The following is a 15909-nucleotide window of genomic DNA, read 5'->3' as shown; positions in this document are numbered from 1 at the left end:
GGCTCGTCGTTCTTGTTTGAACGTGATCTCTGGGAAAACCGGGTTCCACTTCCGGATCACGCTTTGGCCAGCATCAGCTTTCAAAAATGGTTCCGGCATTGGCCGCCCGCGCCCGGTCGCGAGCGAGCGTGGCGATCGCCGTATCCTGCACGCCGGTGCCGGTGAGGTCGGCAATGGTGATATCGCTGGGTGAGCGCCTTCCGTGCCGTTCGCCGGCGATGATCTGGCCGAGTTCGGTGACCGCGGCATCGGCTCCCATCACGCCCGATGCGATGGCGTGATGCAGTTCTCCCAGACGCCGTGTCTGCTTGGCGCTGTCGGCGACATAGAGATCGGCCATGCGCAGGATCGCCGGCGCGATCTCGTTCTTGTGTTCGGCATCCGAGCCCATGGCGGTGATGTGCTGCCCGGCAACGACAAAGCCGGCCTTGATCAGCGGCTCGGTCGACGGCGTGGTGGTGACGATGATGTCGGCGCCGATGGTTGCTTTGGCTGCATCCGGCTCGGCGCGCACGAGAATGCCGAGCTTTTCGCGCAGCGCGCCTGCGGCCGTCTCCGCCTTGACCGCATCGCGCGCCCAGATACGTGCCTCTGCGATCGGCCGCACCAACATGAGCGCTTCGAGTTGCAGCCCGGCTTGCACGCCGGCGCCGAAGATTGCGGCGACGGACGAATCCGGCCGCGACAGATGCTTCGCCGCGACGGCGCCGGCAGCAGCGGTGCGGACATCTGTGAGATAGCCATTGTCCAGCAGCAGCGCCTCGACCACACCGGTTCTTGCCGAGAGCAACACCATCATGCCGCCCCCGCTGGGCAGACCGAGCTTCGGATTGTCGAAGAAGCCGGAGCTTATCTTAACGGCGAAACCGTCTATTCCAGGCACATAGGCCGACTTCACATCGACCTCGCCGCGCTGCTCGTGAATGTCCAACCGCAGGATCGGCGGCATCGCCACCGGCAATGTGGCGAGCGCGCGGAAAGCGTTTTCGACGCAGGCGACCGCGTCGAGATCGAGCGGCACGATTGTGCGCAGTTCCTTCTCGGTGAGGATGGTCATCGGACTCATGTGTCGCGCTCCGTACTAGCGCGCACCACGAAGGATAGTGTTCCGTCACACCCCCCTCTGGCCTGCCGGCCATCTCCCCCGCAAGGGGGGAGATTGGACTGCACTCCTGCCTTCGCCAATCTCCAGCGCAGCAAGAATAGCGACCGCATCGAAGCTGCCGATCTCCCCCCTTGCGGGGGAGATGTCCGGCAGGACAGAGGGGGGTGGGCGGGAATTCGGCGTGGGAGAGTTTTCATGCCGCGCGCTCCGCGATTGCGTCACCGCAGACGATCTTGCGATGCGTGTTCATGTCGATATTGCGGCCCGAGAGGAGAACCACCACCGGCCCGGTCGCCCTGACCTTGCCGGCGAGTAGCGCGGCGATGCCGACCGCGCCGGCGCCTTCGACGATCTCGCGCTCCTGTTCATAGGCATGCCGGATGCCGGCGGCGATCTCGTCCTCGGTGAGCAGGATGACGTCGTCGAGCAGATCGCGGCACATGGCGAAGGTCAGCCGGTTGTCGAGACCGATGCCGCCGCCGAGCGAATCCGCCAGCGTCGGCAACTCCTCGACCTCGACCGGACGGCCGGCATCGAGGCTGGCCTTCATCGCCGCGCCGCGCGCCATCGAAACGCCGATGATTTTTGTCCCGGGGCTGACGCCCTTGACGGCGGCGGCGATGCCCGAGGCGAGTCCACCACCGGAGAGCTGCACCAGGACGAGAGCGGCATCCGGGACCTGCTCGATCATCTCCAGTCCAAGCGTGCCTTGCCCGGCGACGATGGCGGGATGGTCGAAGGGCGGCAACATCACCAGTCCCTCCTGCGCCACCAGCCGTTCGACCTCCTGCTGCGCCTCGTCCTGACTGTTGCCGATGATGCGGACATCCGCGCCAAGCCGACGGATTTCGTCGAGCTTGTTGCCCGGCACCAGTCGCGACATGCAGATCACCGCACGCATGCCTTCGAGCTTCGCGGCATGGGCCAGCGCACGGCCATGATTGCCGGTCGACGCCGCGACCACGCCGCGCGCCTTCTCCTCGGCGCTCAGCGAAGCAACGGCATTCGAGGCGCCGCGCAGCTTGAAGCTGCCGGTGGTCTGGCGGTGTTCAAGCTTGAGGTGGACGGGGATGCCCAGTCGTTCGGAAAGGCTGTGAGATAACCCTGTCGGCGTGCGTTCGATTTTGCCGGCAACTCGCTCCCGGGCGGCACGAATATCGTTAAGGGTGACTGTCGTCATGATCGTCAATCGCGCGGCAAAGGCAGCGTCATCAGACGGCCAAATTCGGGATGCGACGTCCCGTCGCCACACAACCGCAAACAATTCCAGGCGCTGGCCTGATTGCTGGTGACGACCGGGCGGTCGATCGCCTGTTCCATGCCGGGAACCGCGAGCGCTCCGCGCAATGCGGTGCAGGACACGAACAGTGCATCGGCCTGCGCATGCGTCGCCTCACGAGCCAGGTCGACGATCGCTGCCGGCGCAATGCGCGCCATCTCGCGATCGTCCTCGAAACCGAGACAGGTGAAGCTGAGGATATCGAAGCCACGTGCGGCGAAGTAAGCCGCCATCGGCCTGGAGGTTTGGACGGTGTAGGGGGTGAGGATGCTGATCTTTTTCGCGCCCAGCACCTGCAGCCCGCGCAGGCCGGCCATCGGCGGCGTGACCACAGGAACACCCGGCTTGGCAGACTGGATTGCGGCCTCGATTTCAGCGTCGCCAATCACCACCGAGGCCGAGGTGCAGGAGTAGCAGATCGCGTCGAGGTTTTCGTCGGGCAGGATCAGCGCCGCGCCCGCCGCAAGCTCCGGCTGCATCTTGCGCAAATTCTCCGGCGTAGTTGGATTCTTGTAGGAAATGCGCGCGACATAGACGCCGACCCGCTCGCTCGCCACCATGCGGCGAAAGTCCGGCTCGCTGGTGTGGTCGGTGGCAAGGATGATCAGGCCGACGCGCTTTTCCAGCGGACGCGCGTCGAGCGCCGGCATTGTCGGCGTCAGCCTGATTTTGGGCAGCGGTTTCATCTTGAGAATTACCTTTCGATCTTGCCGTAGCGATGTTCCAGCCAGCGCAGCAGCACGACCGAGAAGAGGCTGATGACGAGGAAGAAGGCGCCGACCAGCGTGATCGGCTCGATGTAGCGATAATAGGTGTTGGCGACGCTCTTGGCCTGGTTCATCAGCTCCAGCACGGTGATCGCCGACAGCAGCGGCGTCTCCTTGAACATGGCGATGAAATAGTTGGCCAAAGCCGGGATCATCGGTGGGATCGCTTGCGGAATGATGATGTTGGTCCAGGTCTGCGTGGCGCTCAGATTGCAGGCCTTGGCCGCCTCCCACTGGCCGCGCGGCACGTTGTCGATACCGGCGCGATAGACTTCCGCCGTGTAGGTGCCGTAGTGCAAGCCGAGCCCGATGACGCCGGCGACCAGCGGCGGCAACAGGATGCCGAAATCCGGCAGCACGTAGAAGATGAAATAGAGCTGCACCAGAAGCGGCGTGCCGCGGATGAATTCGGCCGCCCAACCAACGGTGCGCGACAGCGCCTTGTTGGGCGAGCGTCGTGCTAGCGCGATGCCCAGACCCACGACAGCGGCCAGCACGGAGCCGAGCAGCGTTGCCAGGATGGTGATCTTCACGCCCTGGATCAGCGTCGGCAGGATCTCCCAGACGAAGTTCCAGTCCCAATCCATCAGACGCGCACCCCGTCGAGGCCGCGCGCCATGCGGCGTTCCAGAGAACGCACGCCCCAGGAGATGATCAGCGCCAGGGCGAAATAGATGATCAGGATGGTGGTGAACGGCGCCAGCGTGTTGCCGGTCTGCGAGCGCACGACCTGCGCCTGAAAGGTGAGATCGGCGAGCGAGATCAGCGACACCACGGAGGTCGCCTTGAGCAGTTCGATGGCATTGTTGCCGAAGGTCGGCAGCATGACCAGCAGCGCCTGCGGCAGGATGACATGGCGCATGCCTTGCCAGCGGCCGAGGTTGAGCGCGATGCAGGCCTCATATTGTTCGCGGCCGACCGACTGGATGGCGCCGCGTACCACCTCGGCCGCATAGGCGCCGACATTGAGGCCCAGCGCCAGCACACCCGCCTGCAGCGGCGTCAGTTCGAGGCCGATCAACGGCAACACGAAATAGGCAAAAAACAGCTGCACGAAGATCGAGGTGCCGCGGAAGAATTCTATATAGGCGGTGGCCAGCCAGCGCAGCGCAAAGAAGCGCGACACGCGGCCCATGCCGGCGAGGAAGGCCATGATTAGGGCGAGCACCGACCCCATCAGCGTCAGCTCGATGGTGACAAGCGCTCCCTGCAATATCAGGCCGAGGTAGCCGGACCACTGGGTCATTCGGGTTCCAACGTTGGCGGTTAGCTTCCTTCTCCCCGTTCACGGAGAGAAGATGCCAGTCTACCCTCCGTAGCTGCAGCGCAGCTGCTGCGAAGGACGGGCAGGCAGATGAGGGGCAGCGCTAAATTCTCAGAACCTGGCGCCGCCCATCATCCGGCCCTTCGGGCCACCTTCTCCCCGTGAACGGGGAGAAGGCAAAACGGCCCTATTTCGCCGCGCAGAGCTTGTCCCGCGTGGTCGACATCGCGGCTGCGGCCGAGAAGCCGTAGGGCTCGATGATCTTGGCGAACTCGCCGGATTTCTTCAGCTTGGCGAGCTCGACATCGAAGGCATCGCGCAGGGCCTCATCGCCTTTCTTGAAGGCGGCGCCGTCGCAATAGACCGGGGCGCCGACCACTGGGGCAATGACTTCGAGGTTCGGATCGTTGGCTTTCTTGACGAGGTCGTTGATCGACAGGACGGGCAGCGAATAGGCGTCGATGCGGCCGTCCTGCAGCATCTTCAGGCCGCTCTGGCCGTCCGGCACGACGATGACGCGCTCGCGCGGCACGCCGGCGTTGAGCGCCAGCTTCTCCTCGGTGCCGCCACCGGGCGCGCCGATGGTGGCTGACGTGTCCTTGGCGACGTCCTCGTAGCTCTTGAAGCCCTTCGGATTGCCCTTCTTGACCAACATCGCCTCGGCGTCGCACAGCACCGGCTCGGAATAGACGACCGCCGCGCAACGCTCCGGCTTCATGAACAGGCCGGCGGTGACGACGTCGAAGCGGCCGGCCTGCAGGCCGGGGATCATCGCGCCATATTCGGAGATCGAAGCGACGATGTCGGCAACACCGAGACGCTTGAAGACCTCGCGCGCCACGTCGGGCGCCGCACCCGAAACTTTGCCGTCGGCGGCGACCGCCGTATAGGGCGGCTCGTTGGCGATCGCGACGCGGGCAAAGCCCTGCGCCTTCAATTGCTCGAGCTTGCTGTCATCGGCCGAACCGGTGCTCGACGCGGCGAGCACCGCCGTCAGTGCGAGACCGGCGACGCCGGCCAGAATGCCAAGTTTCTTCATTGTTCCCAACTCCTTTGTTGTCTTCTTGGTTTTGTCTGGGGCGGTCTTCCGCCCCGCAAAGCGGTCAGACACGATGTCCGGCCGCGATGATCTTCTTCAGGAAGCCTTGCGTGCGCTCCTGCTTTGGATGGCGGAAAATCTCGTCTGGTTTGCCCTCTTCGACGATCTTGCCGCGGTCGAAGAACAGCACGCGGTCGGCGAAGTCGTGGGCAAAGCCCATCTCGTGGGTGACCAGCAGCATGGTCATGTCGGTCTCTGCGGCGAGCTTGCGCATGACATTCATCACCTCCTCGACCAGCTCCGGATCGAGGGCCGACGTCACCTCGTCGAACAGCATGATCTTGGGCGACAGGGCCAGCGCGCGGGCAATCGCCACGCGCTGCTTCTGGCCGCCAGACAGCTGCGCCGGCATCGACTTCGCCTTGTCGGCCATGCCGACCATGTCGAGCAGTTCCATGGCCCGCTTTTCAGCGGCGGCGCGAGGCGTGCCCTTGGTCAGCATCGGCGCCAGCGTGACGTTATCCATGACGCATTTGTGCGGAAACAGATTGAACAGCTGGAAGACCATGCCGATCTTCTGCCGCATCTTGGTCAGGTGCCGCTCGTCGGCGGGCAGCAGCTGGCCATTGCGCTCCATGTGGTAGAGCTGCTCGCCATCGATCTGGATATGGCCGCCGTCGATCTTCTCCAGCGTCATCAGGATGCGCAGGATCGTCGTCTTGCCCGAGCCGGACGGGCCGATCAGCGCCAGCTTCTCGCCGGGCATGACCTGCATCGACAGGCCGTCCAGTACCTTGAACGAGCCGAAGCTCTTCGAAATGGCGTCGACCTTGATGATGGGTGAGGACAAATGAATTTCCCCTGCTGGAGAAGCCTGTGCCCTTAACGATGCGGAACGCGCCAAATCATGTCAATTGGGAAAATAAAATCATGACAATATTTCCGGCACTGCATGATTCCAGAGCAATTCCCGCTTAGATTGCGAGCAGCAGATGCTCCGGATCGCCAAGCAGCAACTTGGTGACAACGCCGAGGCCGGCGCGCAGTTCCCCCTCGGTGGTCGAGCCGAGCGAGATGCGCACCGCCGGATGCCAGGGCGCATCCGAGATGCGGAAGGAGGTGCCGGGCGCGATCGCCACGCCTTGCAGGCGGGCCTGGGCGACGAAGCTTTCCTCGGCACGGTCCGCGGGCAGTTGCAACCAGACATGCAGCCCGTCGCGCCTGGCGCGATAACCAACCCCGCCCAGCACCTCGGCTGCGATGTCCTGGCGGCGGCGCAATGCCGCGCGCTGCCAGCGAACGAGTTCCATCGCCGTGCCGTCGGTCACCCATTTGGTGGCGATCTCGGCCACCAGCGGCGTCGCCATCCAGTTCGACACCAGATGCCGGTTGGCAACGGCGGCGACATAGCGGTCGGGCGCCGCGAGATAGCCGATGCGCAGGCCAGGTACGGTGATCTTGGTGAAGGAAGTGACGTAGAGCGTGCGCTCCGGCGCAAAGGCGGCGACCGGCGGCGGCCGGTCCTCGACCAGCGGACCCAGCACATCGTTCTCGATGATGGCGATGTCGTGCTTGCGCGCGACCGCGGCGATCTCTTCGCGCCGCCGAGCGTCCATCAGCGTCGCCGTCGGGTTGATCACCGACGGTTGCACGAATACCGCGCGAATGTCGGTGAGCCGGCAGACCTCGTCCAGCGCCTCCGGGATCAGGCCATTGCCGTCGATCGGCAGGCCTTCCAGGTTGAAGCCGAGATAGCGCGCCAGCGGCACCAGCGTGTGGTGGCCGATAGCCTCGGTGGCGACAGTCGATCCCGGCGGCGCAACGCTCATCAGCGCCACGGTCATCCCGGCGGTCGCGCCATTGGTCAGGCTGATATTCTGTGCGGAGGTGTCGAGCCCACACAGTTTCAGCCATTCGACAGCCACCGCGCGGTGACGCGGGAACACCATGTTGGGCCGGAACGACAGCGCCGAACTCGATGGCAGGTTTTCGGCCAGCCAGCCCAGCGCCTGCTTCAGCCGCTCCAGATGCATCGGCTCGCAGACCGGCTTCAGGATCGATAGGTCGATGACCTCGCCGAGGCGCTCCGGCAGATAGGGCGGCTCCGGTTCACGGCGCTGCGTCTGGACAAAGCTGCCGCGGCCGATCTCGCCCGAAATCAGGCCGCGCCGGATCAGTTCTTCGTAGGCGCGGCTGACCGTCTGCACCGACAGTTTTAAATCGTCTGCCAGCCTTCGATGCGTTGGCAGCCGCGCGCCATTGGCCAGCCGCCCGTCATGAATGGCGCGGGCGAACTGGTCGGCCAGCGATTGATAGGCTGGCCGGCGGAGGAGCGCAGGGTCGGGTTGCCATAATGTCATGACTTAATAGAGATCGAAATCAGTGCAATTGACAATCGAAATAATGCGCCGTCATGGTGATGCCGACAAAAAGCGGACGCCGATGACATCGAAACTCGACGCGGTCGACCTCAGGATACTCGACGCCATCCAGCGCGACGGGCGCATCACCAAGCTGGCGCTGGCCGAACAGGTCGGGCTGTCGCCGACGCCGTGCTGGATGCGGCTGCGCAAGCTGGAGAAGGCAGGCATCGTCTCGGGCTACCACGCCAGGATCGCCATGCGCGTGGTGGCGCCGGTCGCCACCGTGTTGATGGAGGTGACGCTGGCCAGCCATCGCCAGGCCGATTTCGACCGCTTCGAACGCGTCATCCGCGACATCCCCGAAATCGTCGCCTGCTGGTCGGTGGGCGGCGGCGTCGACTATGTGGTCAAGGTGATGACGCGCGACATCGACGCCTATCAGCGGCTGGTCGACGACCTGCTGGAGCGCGAGATCGGCATCGACCGCTACTTCACCTACATCGTCACCAAGACGGTGAAGGACGAAATCGTGCTGCCGATAGCCGATCTGCTGCCGGCGTCGGCATAAGCCCGGAGAGAATGTCTGTCGGGACGGCACAATAGAGAGAGTCTCTCTCCTTCAGGGCGTCGAAACAGTCTCTCTGTCTGCATGTGACGGATAGTCTTCCCGCATCGTCCGAACCGGGAGGCCTCGACCATGTCCGCGCATTTTGCCCGCTCGCATCGCCATGAGGCGCTCGACCGCCTCTCCGACCGCCGGCTGCTGCGCGAGCTTGCCTATGTCGATGGGCATTGGACCGCGAGCGAAGCGGCCGAAAGCTTTGAAGTCACCGATCCGGCCACAGGCGCGACGGTCGCGTTTGTCGCCGCGCTCGATGCGCAGCAAACGACAAGGGCAATCGGTGCCGCCGCGCGTGCCTTCCCGGCTTGGCGGTCACTGCTGCCGCAGGAGCGGTCCAGAATTCTGCGAAAATGGTTCGAGCTGATCGTTGCAGCCAAGGATGATCTGGCCCTGCTGATGACACTGGAACAGGGCAAGCCGCTGCAGGAATCGTTTGGCGAAATCGACTACGCCGCCTCCTTCGTCGAGTGGTATGCCGAAGAGGCAAAGCGCCTCAACGCCGAGAGCGTCACCAGCCATCTGCCCAAAGCGGAAATGATGGTGCGACGAGAGCCGCTCGGCGTTGTCGGCGTCGTCACGCCCTGGAATTTTCCGGCGGCGATGCTGACCCGCAAGGCGGCCGCCGCACTCGCCGCCGGCTGCACCATCGTCGCACACCCATCCTCGGAGACGCCGCTGTCGGCGCTGGCGCTGGCTGAACTCGGCGAGCGCGCCGGCCTGCCCGCCGGTGTCTTCAACGTCATCACCGGCAAGGCAGCGACGATCGTCGGGCGCATGTGCGAAGACCCGCGCGTCCGCGCCATGAGTTTTACCGGCTCGACGGAGATCGGCCGGTTGATCGCCGCACAGTGTGCTCCGACGATGAAGCGGCTGGTGATGGAGCTTGGCGGCCATGCGCCGCTGATCGTCTTTGCCGACGCCGATGTCGACAACGCAGTGAGCATTGCCATCGATGCCAAGTTTGCAACGTCAGGCCAGGACTGCCTTGCCGCCAACCGCATCTATGTCCAGCGCCCGATCTACGATCGCTTCTGCGCCGCCTTTGCCGAGCGCATCGAGGCGCTGCGGACCGGCAATGGGCTTGTCGAAAAGATCGATATCGGACCGCTGATGCATGAGCGCGCCGTGACCAAGGTCGAGGAACAGGTCGCCGATGCCGTCGCCCATGGCGCGCGCTGCCTCACCGGCGGCAAGCGGCATCAGGCCGGGCCGCTGTTCTACCAGCCGACGTTGCTGGCCGATGTCAGCGACGAAGCGCTGATCATGCGCGAGGAGACCTTTGGGCCGGTCGCCGCAGTCACGCCGTTCGACAGTGAGGACGAGGTGATCGCCCGTGCCAACGCCACGGAATATGGCCTCGTCGCCTATGTCGTTACCGAGAATGGCGCCCGCCAGCAACGTATGGGCCGCGCGCTCGACTACGGCATGGTCGCCATCAACCGCGTCAAGATCACCGGCGCGCCGATCCCATTCGGCGGCGTCAAGCAATCCGGCATCGGTCGCGAAGGCTCGCGCCATGGGCTCGAAGCTTTCGCCGATCTGAAGTACCTCTGCCTGGACGTCGCATAAGTCCGTCCGGCCATCCCTCAAGGAATCAAAAAATGCTCGACCAATCCAACGAACTCAATGCCTGGGATCGCGACCACTTCTTCCATCCTTCGACCCATATGGGCACGCATGCGCGGGGTGAATCGCCGACCCGCATCATGGCCGGCGGCGAAGGCGTCACCGTCTGGGACAACAATGGCAGGAAGAGCATCGATGCCTTTGCCGGTCTCTATTGCGTCAATGTCGGCTATGGCCGCCAGAAGATCGCCGACGCGATCGCCACCCAGGCGAAGAACCTCGCCTACTACCACGCCTATGTCGGCCACGGGACCGAGGCCTCGATCACGCTGGCCAAGATGATCATCGACCGCGCGCCGAAGGGCATGTCGAGGGTCTATTTCGGCCTCTCGGGTTCGGATGCCAACGAGACCAACATCAAGCTGATCTGGTACTACAACAATGTGCTGGGACGGCCGGAGAAGAAGAAGATCATCTCGCGCTGGCGCGGCTATCACGGCTCGGGCGTGATGACGGGATCACTGACCGGGCTCGACCTGTTCCACAACGCTTTCGACCTGCCGCGCGCGCCGGTCCTGCACACGGAGGCGCCCTATTATTTCCGTCGCGCCGACCGCTCGATGAGCGAGGAGCAGTTCTCGCAGCATTGCGCCGACAAGCTTGAAGAGATGATCCTGGCCGAAGGTCCCGAAACCGTCGCCGCCTTCATCGGCGAGCCGATCCTCGGTACTGGCGGCATCGTGCCGCCGCCGGCCGGCTACTGGGAGAAGATCCAGGCGGTGCTGAAGAAGTATGACGTGCTGCTGGTCGCCGACGAGGTGGTGACGGGCTTCGGCCGTCTGGGCACCATGTTCGGCTCCGACCATTACGGCATCAAGCCAGACCTCATCACCATCGCCAAGGGGCTGACCTCGGCCTACGCGCCGCTGTCGGGCGTCATCGTTGCCGACAAGATGTGGCAGGTGCTGGTGCAGGGCTCCGACAAGCTCGGTTCGCTCGGCCATGGCTGGACCTATGCCGCGCATCCGATCTGCGTCGCCGCAGGTGTCGCCAATCTCGAACTGATCGACGAACTGGACCTGGTGACGAACGCCGGTGAGACCGGCGCTTATTTCCGCGCCGAACTGACAAAGGCTGTCGGCGGGCACAGACACGTCGGCGACGTGCGCGGCGATGGCATGCTGGCGGCGGTCGAATTTGTCGCCGACAAGGACGACCGGGTGTTCTTCGACGCCTCGCTCAAGATCGGGCCGCAAGTGGCGACAGCACTTGCCGCCAGCGGCGTCATCGGCCGCGCCATGCCGCAGGGCGACATACTAGGCTTCGCGCCGCCGCTCTGCCTGACGCATGAGGAAGCCGACATCGTCGTTTCGAAAACCGCCGATGCCGTCAACAGCGTGTTTTCCAATCTCTGAGATCGACCCATGAATGCCATGACCAAGACCCTCCCCGCCACCATGGCCGCCGTGCTGCTCACCGGGCATGGCGGACCGGAAAAGCTCGTCTATCGCAGCGATGTGAAAGTGCCTGTGCCTGCCGCCGGCGAGGTGCTGGTTAAGGTCAGCGCTTGCGGTATGAACAACACCGATGTCTGGGTACGCCAGGGCGCCTATGGCACGGAGGAGGACGCTGCCGCCGTGTCGACGTGGCGGCGGCAAGGCAACACGCTTACCTTCCCGCGCATCCAGGGCACCGACACGGTCGGCACCATCGCTGCCGTCGGCGAAGGCGTTTCCCCGGGCCGTATCGGCGAACGGGTAATGGTCGATTTTTCGATCTACAACCGCGACGACGATTCCCTCGCCGACATTGACTATATGGGGCACGGTCGCGACGGCGGGTACGCCGAGTACCAGACGGTGCCGGGCGAGAATGCGCATTTCGTCGATACTGACATGAGCGACGTCGAACTCGCCACCTTCTGCTGCGCCTACCTCACCGGCGAACAGATGCTGGAGCGCGCCGGGCTGAAAGCCGGCGAACGCGTGCTGGTCACCGGCGCCTCGGGCGGCGTCGGTTCCGGCATCGTGCAGCTGGCGCGGGCGCGCGGCGCCATTCCCTATGCGGTCGTCGGCAAGGGCAAGGAGCAGGCGGTGCGCGACATTGGCGCCGAAGCGGTCATTACCCGTGGGGTTGCCGATCTTCCCGCCGCCGTGAATGAAGCCACTGGCGACCAGCCGATCGATGTGGTCGCCGATCTCGTCGGCGGCGCGATCTTCAACGACCTGCTGCGCATCCTGCGACCTGAAGGCCGCTACACCACCGCTGGCGCCATCGCCGGCCCGGTCGTGCAGCTCGATCTCAGGACCATGTATCTCAAGCAGCTGCAACTGCACGGATCGAGCCAGGGCACGCGCGCCGACTTCCGCCGCATCATTGGATACATCGAAGCGAAGAAAATCCGGCCGCTGGTCGGCGGCGTCTACAGGCTCTCCGATTTCCACAAGGCGCAGGCCGACTTCATCGCCAAGGATTTCGTCGGCAAGCTGGTGGTTGTGCCGGACGCCATGTGGAACATCCGCGCATAACGGCTCCCAACGTCAGAGCGCGTCGTAAACGGCATCAATCAACACCTTGCGGCGTGGATCGACGTCGTCGAAACCCAGCATGCGGTTGGTGACGTAGCCGAATCCGACACCGGCGCCGGGATCGGCAAAATCGAGGGCGCCGCCCCCAGCCGCCATGGCCGAGGGATTGCGGCGACGCGCGGCTGGCATAGGCGGCGTCCTCGAGCTGAAAGCCGGCGGCGAATTGCCGGCGCTTGAGACATAGCGCGCATGAGGCGAACCGGAATCATCGCAACGAATGCAAGCCACAGGCGGCAACCAGACCCTGCATCTTGACAGACGAGGCGAAAGCCAAAAGAGTGAAACCGGTTTCACTGGGGACCGCCGGTGCATTTCGATCTGTCCATTCTGCTCCCGCATCTGGGTTTTCTGGCGCGCGGCGCCGAACTTACGGCGGCGGCTTGCGCGCTGTCGCTGGTGGGAAGCGTCGTCATGGGCGCGTTGGTGGCGATCGCACGCACCTCCGCCTCGGCACTGCTTCGACGGATCGCCTTCGTCTACGTCGATCTCTTCCGCAATGTGCCGTTCATCGTCCAGCTGTTCTTCTTCTATTACGGCCTGCCCGAGCTCGGCATTTACATCGACGCCTTCACCACCGGCGTCGTGGCGCTTTCCATTGCCGGCGGCGCCTATGCCTCCGACATCATTCGAGCCGGCATCCTCGCCATCGACCAGGGCATCATCGACGCCGCTGAAGTGAGCGGCCTGTCCAGGCGCAAGGTCTTTACCCGCATCGTGCTGCCGATTGCGCTGCGCACCTCCGTGCGACCGCTCGGATCCGTGCTCATCAACATGATCCTTACGTCCTCGATCCTCTCGACCATCACGCTCAACGAGCTCACCGGCTCAGCCCAGATCGTCGTCTCGCAGACCTATCGGCCCTTCGAGGTCTATGTGGTGCTGCTCTGTGCCTATGCGGCCCTGACCTATCTGGTCTCGCTGGGCGTCACCCTGCTCCACCGCCATCTCAATCGGGACATGATGGAGGCGGTCGACTGATGCGGTTCAGCGACTTCACCTCCTACGACCTGATCCTGCTGGCGCAAGGTCTCGGCACCAACATCGCGCTGTTTCTCGTCACCTCTCTGATCGGACTGCTGATTGGCCTGAGCTGGGCACTGGTGCGGTTCTACCGTGTGCCGGTTCTGGCCCAGGTCGTCACCTTCCTGTCGGAGCTGTTGAAGAACTCGCCGGTGTTGGTGCAGCTGTTCCTGGTGTTCTTCGGCCTGCCGGCCCTGCTGCATATAAGGGTGACGCCGGTCACCGCAGCGACCATCACTCTGTCGGCGAACACCGCGGCCTTCGTCTATGTCATCGCGGTCTCGGCGATCGAGTCGATCGAACGCGAGCAGGTCGAGGCCGCGCGTGTCTTCGGCCTGACCCGGTGGCAGGTCCTGCGCCATATCGTTTCGCCCCAGGCTGCCGCCTTCGCGGTCGGCCCGCTCGTCGCGCTGCTGGTCAACCAGCTTCAGGTGACGTCGCTGATTTCTGTCATCGGCGTCGTCGACCTGACCAAGATCGGCCACATCCTCAACATGCGCACCTTGAAGCCGTTCGTGGTCTGGACCGTCGTCGGGCTGCTCTACTATGGCGCGGCAAAGCTGGTCGCCCTGCTTGGCGAGCGTCTTGAAAACCGCCTGCGGGCGCACAGCGCCTGGCGGGGGCTTTAACATGCTCAAGATCGAAAACGTGCACAAAGCGTTCGGCGAGGTCACTGTGCTGGACGGCGTCGACCTGACGATCGCGCCCGGCGAAGTGGTCTCGATCCTCGGGTCGTCGGGGTCCGGCAAGTCGACACTGATCCGTTGCATCAACGGCCTCGAAAAGCTGAAGTCGGGCCGCATCACGGTCGACGATTTCGATGTCAGCAAGCCGAAGGAGCTGGCCGAGGCGCGCAAGCGCTCAGGCACCGTCTTCCAGCTGTTCAACCTCTATCCGCATATGAGCGCGCTTCAGAACATTACGCTCGCCCCGATCGAGGTGCTGAAGATGCCGCGCCCTGAGGCCGAGGCGCTGGCGCGCAAGCTGCTCGAGTCCGTCGGCCTCGCCGATCGGGCCAACGCCTACCCGGCGCAGTTGTCGGGCGGGCAGCGCCAGCGTGTCGGCATCTGCCGGGCGCTCGCCATGCAGCCGCGCTATCTGCTGCTCGATGAAGTCACCAGCGCGCTCGACCCGGAAATGACTTCCGAGGTGCTGGCCATCCTGGCAAAGCTCGCCGCGCAAGGCACGACGATGCTGTTCGTCACCCACGAGATCGAATTCGCGCGCGAGATTTCCAACCGCATCGTCTTCCTCGACAAGGGCAGGCTGGTGGTCGATCTGCCGACGGATCGTTTCTTCGCCGCGGACGGCGGCCGGGCGCAGCCGCGGGTTGCGCAGTTTCTCTCCAGGATGCGCAAGGACTAGGAATGCTGCTGTTAGCCAACAACGAAGCATGGCCGGGATTCGAGACCTCGGTGCAAATGCTGCGCGATGGCGCCGTCAGCCTGGACGCGATGGTTGCCGGCATCGGCATGGTGGAGAAAGAGGTCAAGGTTCGAAGCGTCGGCTATGGCGGCTGGCCGAACATGCTGGGCGAGATGGAGTTCGACGCCGGCGTCATGGATGGCAATACACGAGAGGTCGGTTCAGTCGGCGCCGTGCCAAGGGCCTTGGCGGTCGCTGCCCTGGCGCACCAGGTGATGAAGCGCCTGCCGCATGTGATGCTGACCGGCGAAGGGGCGCGGCGCTTTGCCAGCGAAATCGGTTTTGCCGAAGACGAAGTCTTGTTCGAGGACTCCAGGCGCGTCTGGTGGGAGCGGCTGCAACAGGAACTCACACCGCAACAGCTGGCGAAATTCCCCGATATCGATCTGGCGCCGCTCAGCCGTACTATAACCGATCCCGAGCGCGTCCGCGACACCACCGTCTTCCTGTCGGCGGATGCGCGGCGCGGCATCCATGCCGCGACTTCGACCTCGGGCTGGGCCTGGAAATATCCGGGCCGGCTCGGCGATTCTCCCATTCCCGGCGCAGGCTTTTACGCCGACAGCCGCTATGGTGCGGCGGCGTGCACCCATACCGGCGAGATGACGATGCGCTGCACGACCGCGCGGACCGTCGTGCTGGCCATGAAGCTTGGCCGATCCTTGTCGGATGCGGTCGCGCTGGCGGTCGAGGAACTCGGTGAACTCGACACCGGCTTCCTAGCCGGCGTGGTCATCCACGCCGTCGACGCCGAGCAGAACCATGAGGTGGTGAATTTCAGATGCGAGGGCGAGGTCCGCTACTGGCTCTGGAAGGATTGCATGTCCGCACCCGAATTGCGGGCAGCAAAGCGTGTCACTTGAAAATAAGG

The 15909-nt window shown here is 64.2% G+C and carries 17 protein-coding genes; 8 read left to right on the top strand and 9 right to left on the bottom strand.

Features of this window, described 5'->3' with window-relative positions:
- Nucleotides 1-73: 73 nt before the first annotated feature.
- The 8 genes from NLY36_RS24195 to ehuR form a co-directional block, all read right to left on the bottom strand.
- Nucleotides 74-1066: a cyclodeaminase gene (locus NLY36_RS24195; protein WP_023695240.1), complete on the bottom strand. Its 993-nt coding sequence runs from the start codon at nucleotides 1064-1066 to the stop codon at nucleotides 74-76.
- Between the two features lie 232 nt (nucleotides 1067-1298).
- Nucleotides 1299-2285, bottom strand: a complete 987-nt coding sequence (eutB, locus tag NLY36_RS24190) for a hydroxyectoine utilization dehydratase EutB (RefSeq protein WP_023735670.1) — start codon at nucleotides 2283-2285, stop codon at nucleotides 1299-1301.
- Between the two features lie 5 nt (nucleotides 2286-2290).
- Nucleotides 2291-3070, bottom strand: coding sequence for an ectoine utilization protein EutA (gene eutA / locus NLY36_RS24185; RefSeq protein ID WP_023695238.1), 780 nt, complete (start codon nucleotides 3068-3070; stop codon nucleotides 2291-2293).
- Nucleotides 3071-3078: 8 nt separating this feature from the next.
- Entirely contained in the window at nucleotides 3079-3738 is a 660-nt protein-coding gene (gene ehuD / locus NLY36_RS24180; protein ID WP_023709687.1) for an ectoine/hydroxyectoine ABC transporter permease subunit EhuD, read from the bottom strand.
- Nucleotides 3738-4397 carry an ectoine/hydroxyectoine ABC transporter permease subunit EhuC gene (ehuC, locus tag NLY36_RS24175; RefSeq protein ID WP_023667875.1) on the bottom strand — a complete coding sequence of 220 codons (660 nt, stop codon included), beginning with the start codon at nucleotides 4395-4397 and terminating at the stop codon, nucleotides 3738-3740. The genes ehuD and ehuC overlap by 1 nt, the downstream gene beginning before the upstream one ends.
- A 205-nt stretch (nucleotides 4398-4602) precedes the next feature.
- A complete protein-coding gene (gene ehuB, locus NLY36_RS24170) occupies nucleotides 4603-5454 on the bottom strand; it encodes an ectoine/hydroxyectoine ABC transporter substrate-binding protein EhuB (RefSeq protein ID WP_023682674.1) in 852 nt (283 codons plus the stop codon).
- Between the two features lie 64 nt (nucleotides 5455-5518).
- On the bottom strand, nucleotides 5519-6304 hold the full coding sequence (gene ehuA / locus NLY36_RS24165) for an ectoine/hydroxyectoine ABC transporter ATP-binding protein EhuA (RefSeq protein WP_023682675.1): 786 nt from the start codon (nucleotides 6302-6304) through the stop codon (nucleotides 5519-5521).
- Nucleotides 6305-6428: 124 nt separating this feature from the next.
- Nucleotides 6429-7814: a MocR-like ectoine utilization transcription factor EhuR gene (gene ehuR, locus NLY36_RS24160; RefSeq protein ID WP_023729200.1), complete on the bottom strand. Its 1386-nt coding sequence runs from the start codon at nucleotides 7812-7814 to the stop codon at nucleotides 6429-6431.
- 82 nt (nucleotides 7815-7896) lie between these two features.
- Between ehuR and NLY36_RS24155 the strand changes: the two genes are divergently transcribed.
- The 4 genes from NLY36_RS24155 to NLY36_RS24140 all read left to right on the top strand — a co-directional run bounded on the left by NLY36_RS24155 (nucleotide 7897) and on the right by NLY36_RS24140 (nucleotide 12533).
- Nucleotides 7897-8385 carry an Lrp/AsnC family transcriptional regulator gene (locus tag NLY36_RS24155; RefSeq protein WP_023686966.1) on the top strand — a complete coding sequence of 163 codons (489 nt, stop codon included), beginning with the start codon at nucleotides 7897-7899 and terminating at the stop codon, nucleotides 8383-8385.
- 129 nt (nucleotides 8386-8514) lie between these two features.
- Nucleotides 8515-10008, top strand: a complete 1494-nt coding sequence (locus NLY36_RS24150) for an NAD-dependent succinate-semialdehyde dehydrogenase (protein ID WP_023735671.1) — start codon at nucleotides 8515-8517, stop codon at nucleotides 10006-10008.
- A gap of 32 nt (nucleotides 10009-10040) precedes the next feature.
- Nucleotides 10041-11420: an aspartate aminotransferase family protein gene (locus tag NLY36_RS24145; RefSeq protein ID WP_023735672.1), complete on the top strand. Its 1380-nt coding sequence runs from the start codon at nucleotides 10041-10043 to the stop codon at nucleotides 11418-11420.
- Nucleotides 11421-11429: 9 nt separating this feature from the next.
- Nucleotides 11430-12533 (top strand): alcohol dehydrogenase family protein, encoded by a 1104-nt coding sequence (locus tag NLY36_RS24140; RefSeq protein ID WP_023735673.1) that lies wholly within the window; start codon nucleotides 11430-11432, stop codon nucleotides 12531-12533.
- A 12-nt stretch (nucleotides 12534-12545) separates the two neighbouring features.
- Here NLY36_RS24140 and NLY36_RS24135 read toward each other — a convergent pair whose 3' ends face one another.
- A complete protein-coding gene (locus NLY36_RS24135) occupies nucleotides 12546-12722 on the bottom strand; it encodes a hypothetical protein (protein WP_023692240.1) in 177 nt (58 codons plus the stop codon).
- A gap of 177 nt (nucleotides 12723-12899) precedes the next feature.
- Here NLY36_RS24135 and NLY36_RS24130 point away from each other — a divergent pair, with 177 nt between their 5' ends.
- Genes NLY36_RS24130 through NLY36_RS24115 form a run of 4 tightly spaced genes read left to right on the top strand, consistent with a single transcriptional unit; the run spans nucleotide 12900 to nucleotide 15901 of the window.
- A complete protein-coding gene (locus tag NLY36_RS24130) occupies nucleotides 12900-13571 on the top strand; it encodes an amino acid ABC transporter permease (protein ID WP_027050155.1) in 672 nt (223 codons plus the stop codon).
- Entirely contained in the window at nucleotides 13571-14242 is a 672-nt protein-coding gene (locus NLY36_RS24125; RefSeq protein ID WP_023667866.1) for an amino acid ABC transporter permease, read from the top strand. The genes NLY36_RS24130 and NLY36_RS24125 overlap by 1 nt, the downstream gene beginning before the upstream one ends.
- A gap of 1 nt (nucleotide 14243) precedes the next feature.
- Nucleotides 14244-14978: an amino acid ABC transporter ATP-binding protein gene (locus NLY36_RS24120; RefSeq protein ID WP_023710015.1), complete on the top strand. Its 735-nt coding sequence runs from the start codon at nucleotides 14244-14246 to the stop codon at nucleotides 14976-14978.
- A 2-nt stretch (nucleotides 14979-14980) separates the two neighbouring features.
- A complete protein-coding gene (locus NLY36_RS24115; protein ID WP_031249125.1) occupies nucleotides 14981-15901 on the top strand; it encodes an isoaspartyl peptidase/L-asparaginase in 921 nt (306 codons plus the stop codon).
- Nucleotides 15902-15909: the final 8 nt, after the last annotated feature.

Source organism: Mesorhizobium sp. C399B (assembly GCF_030323185.1).
GTDB lineage: Bacteria > Pseudomonadota > Alphaproteobacteria > Rhizobiales > Rhizobiaceae > Mesorhizobium.
This window is presented reverse-complemented; position numbering and strand designations above follow the sequence as displayed.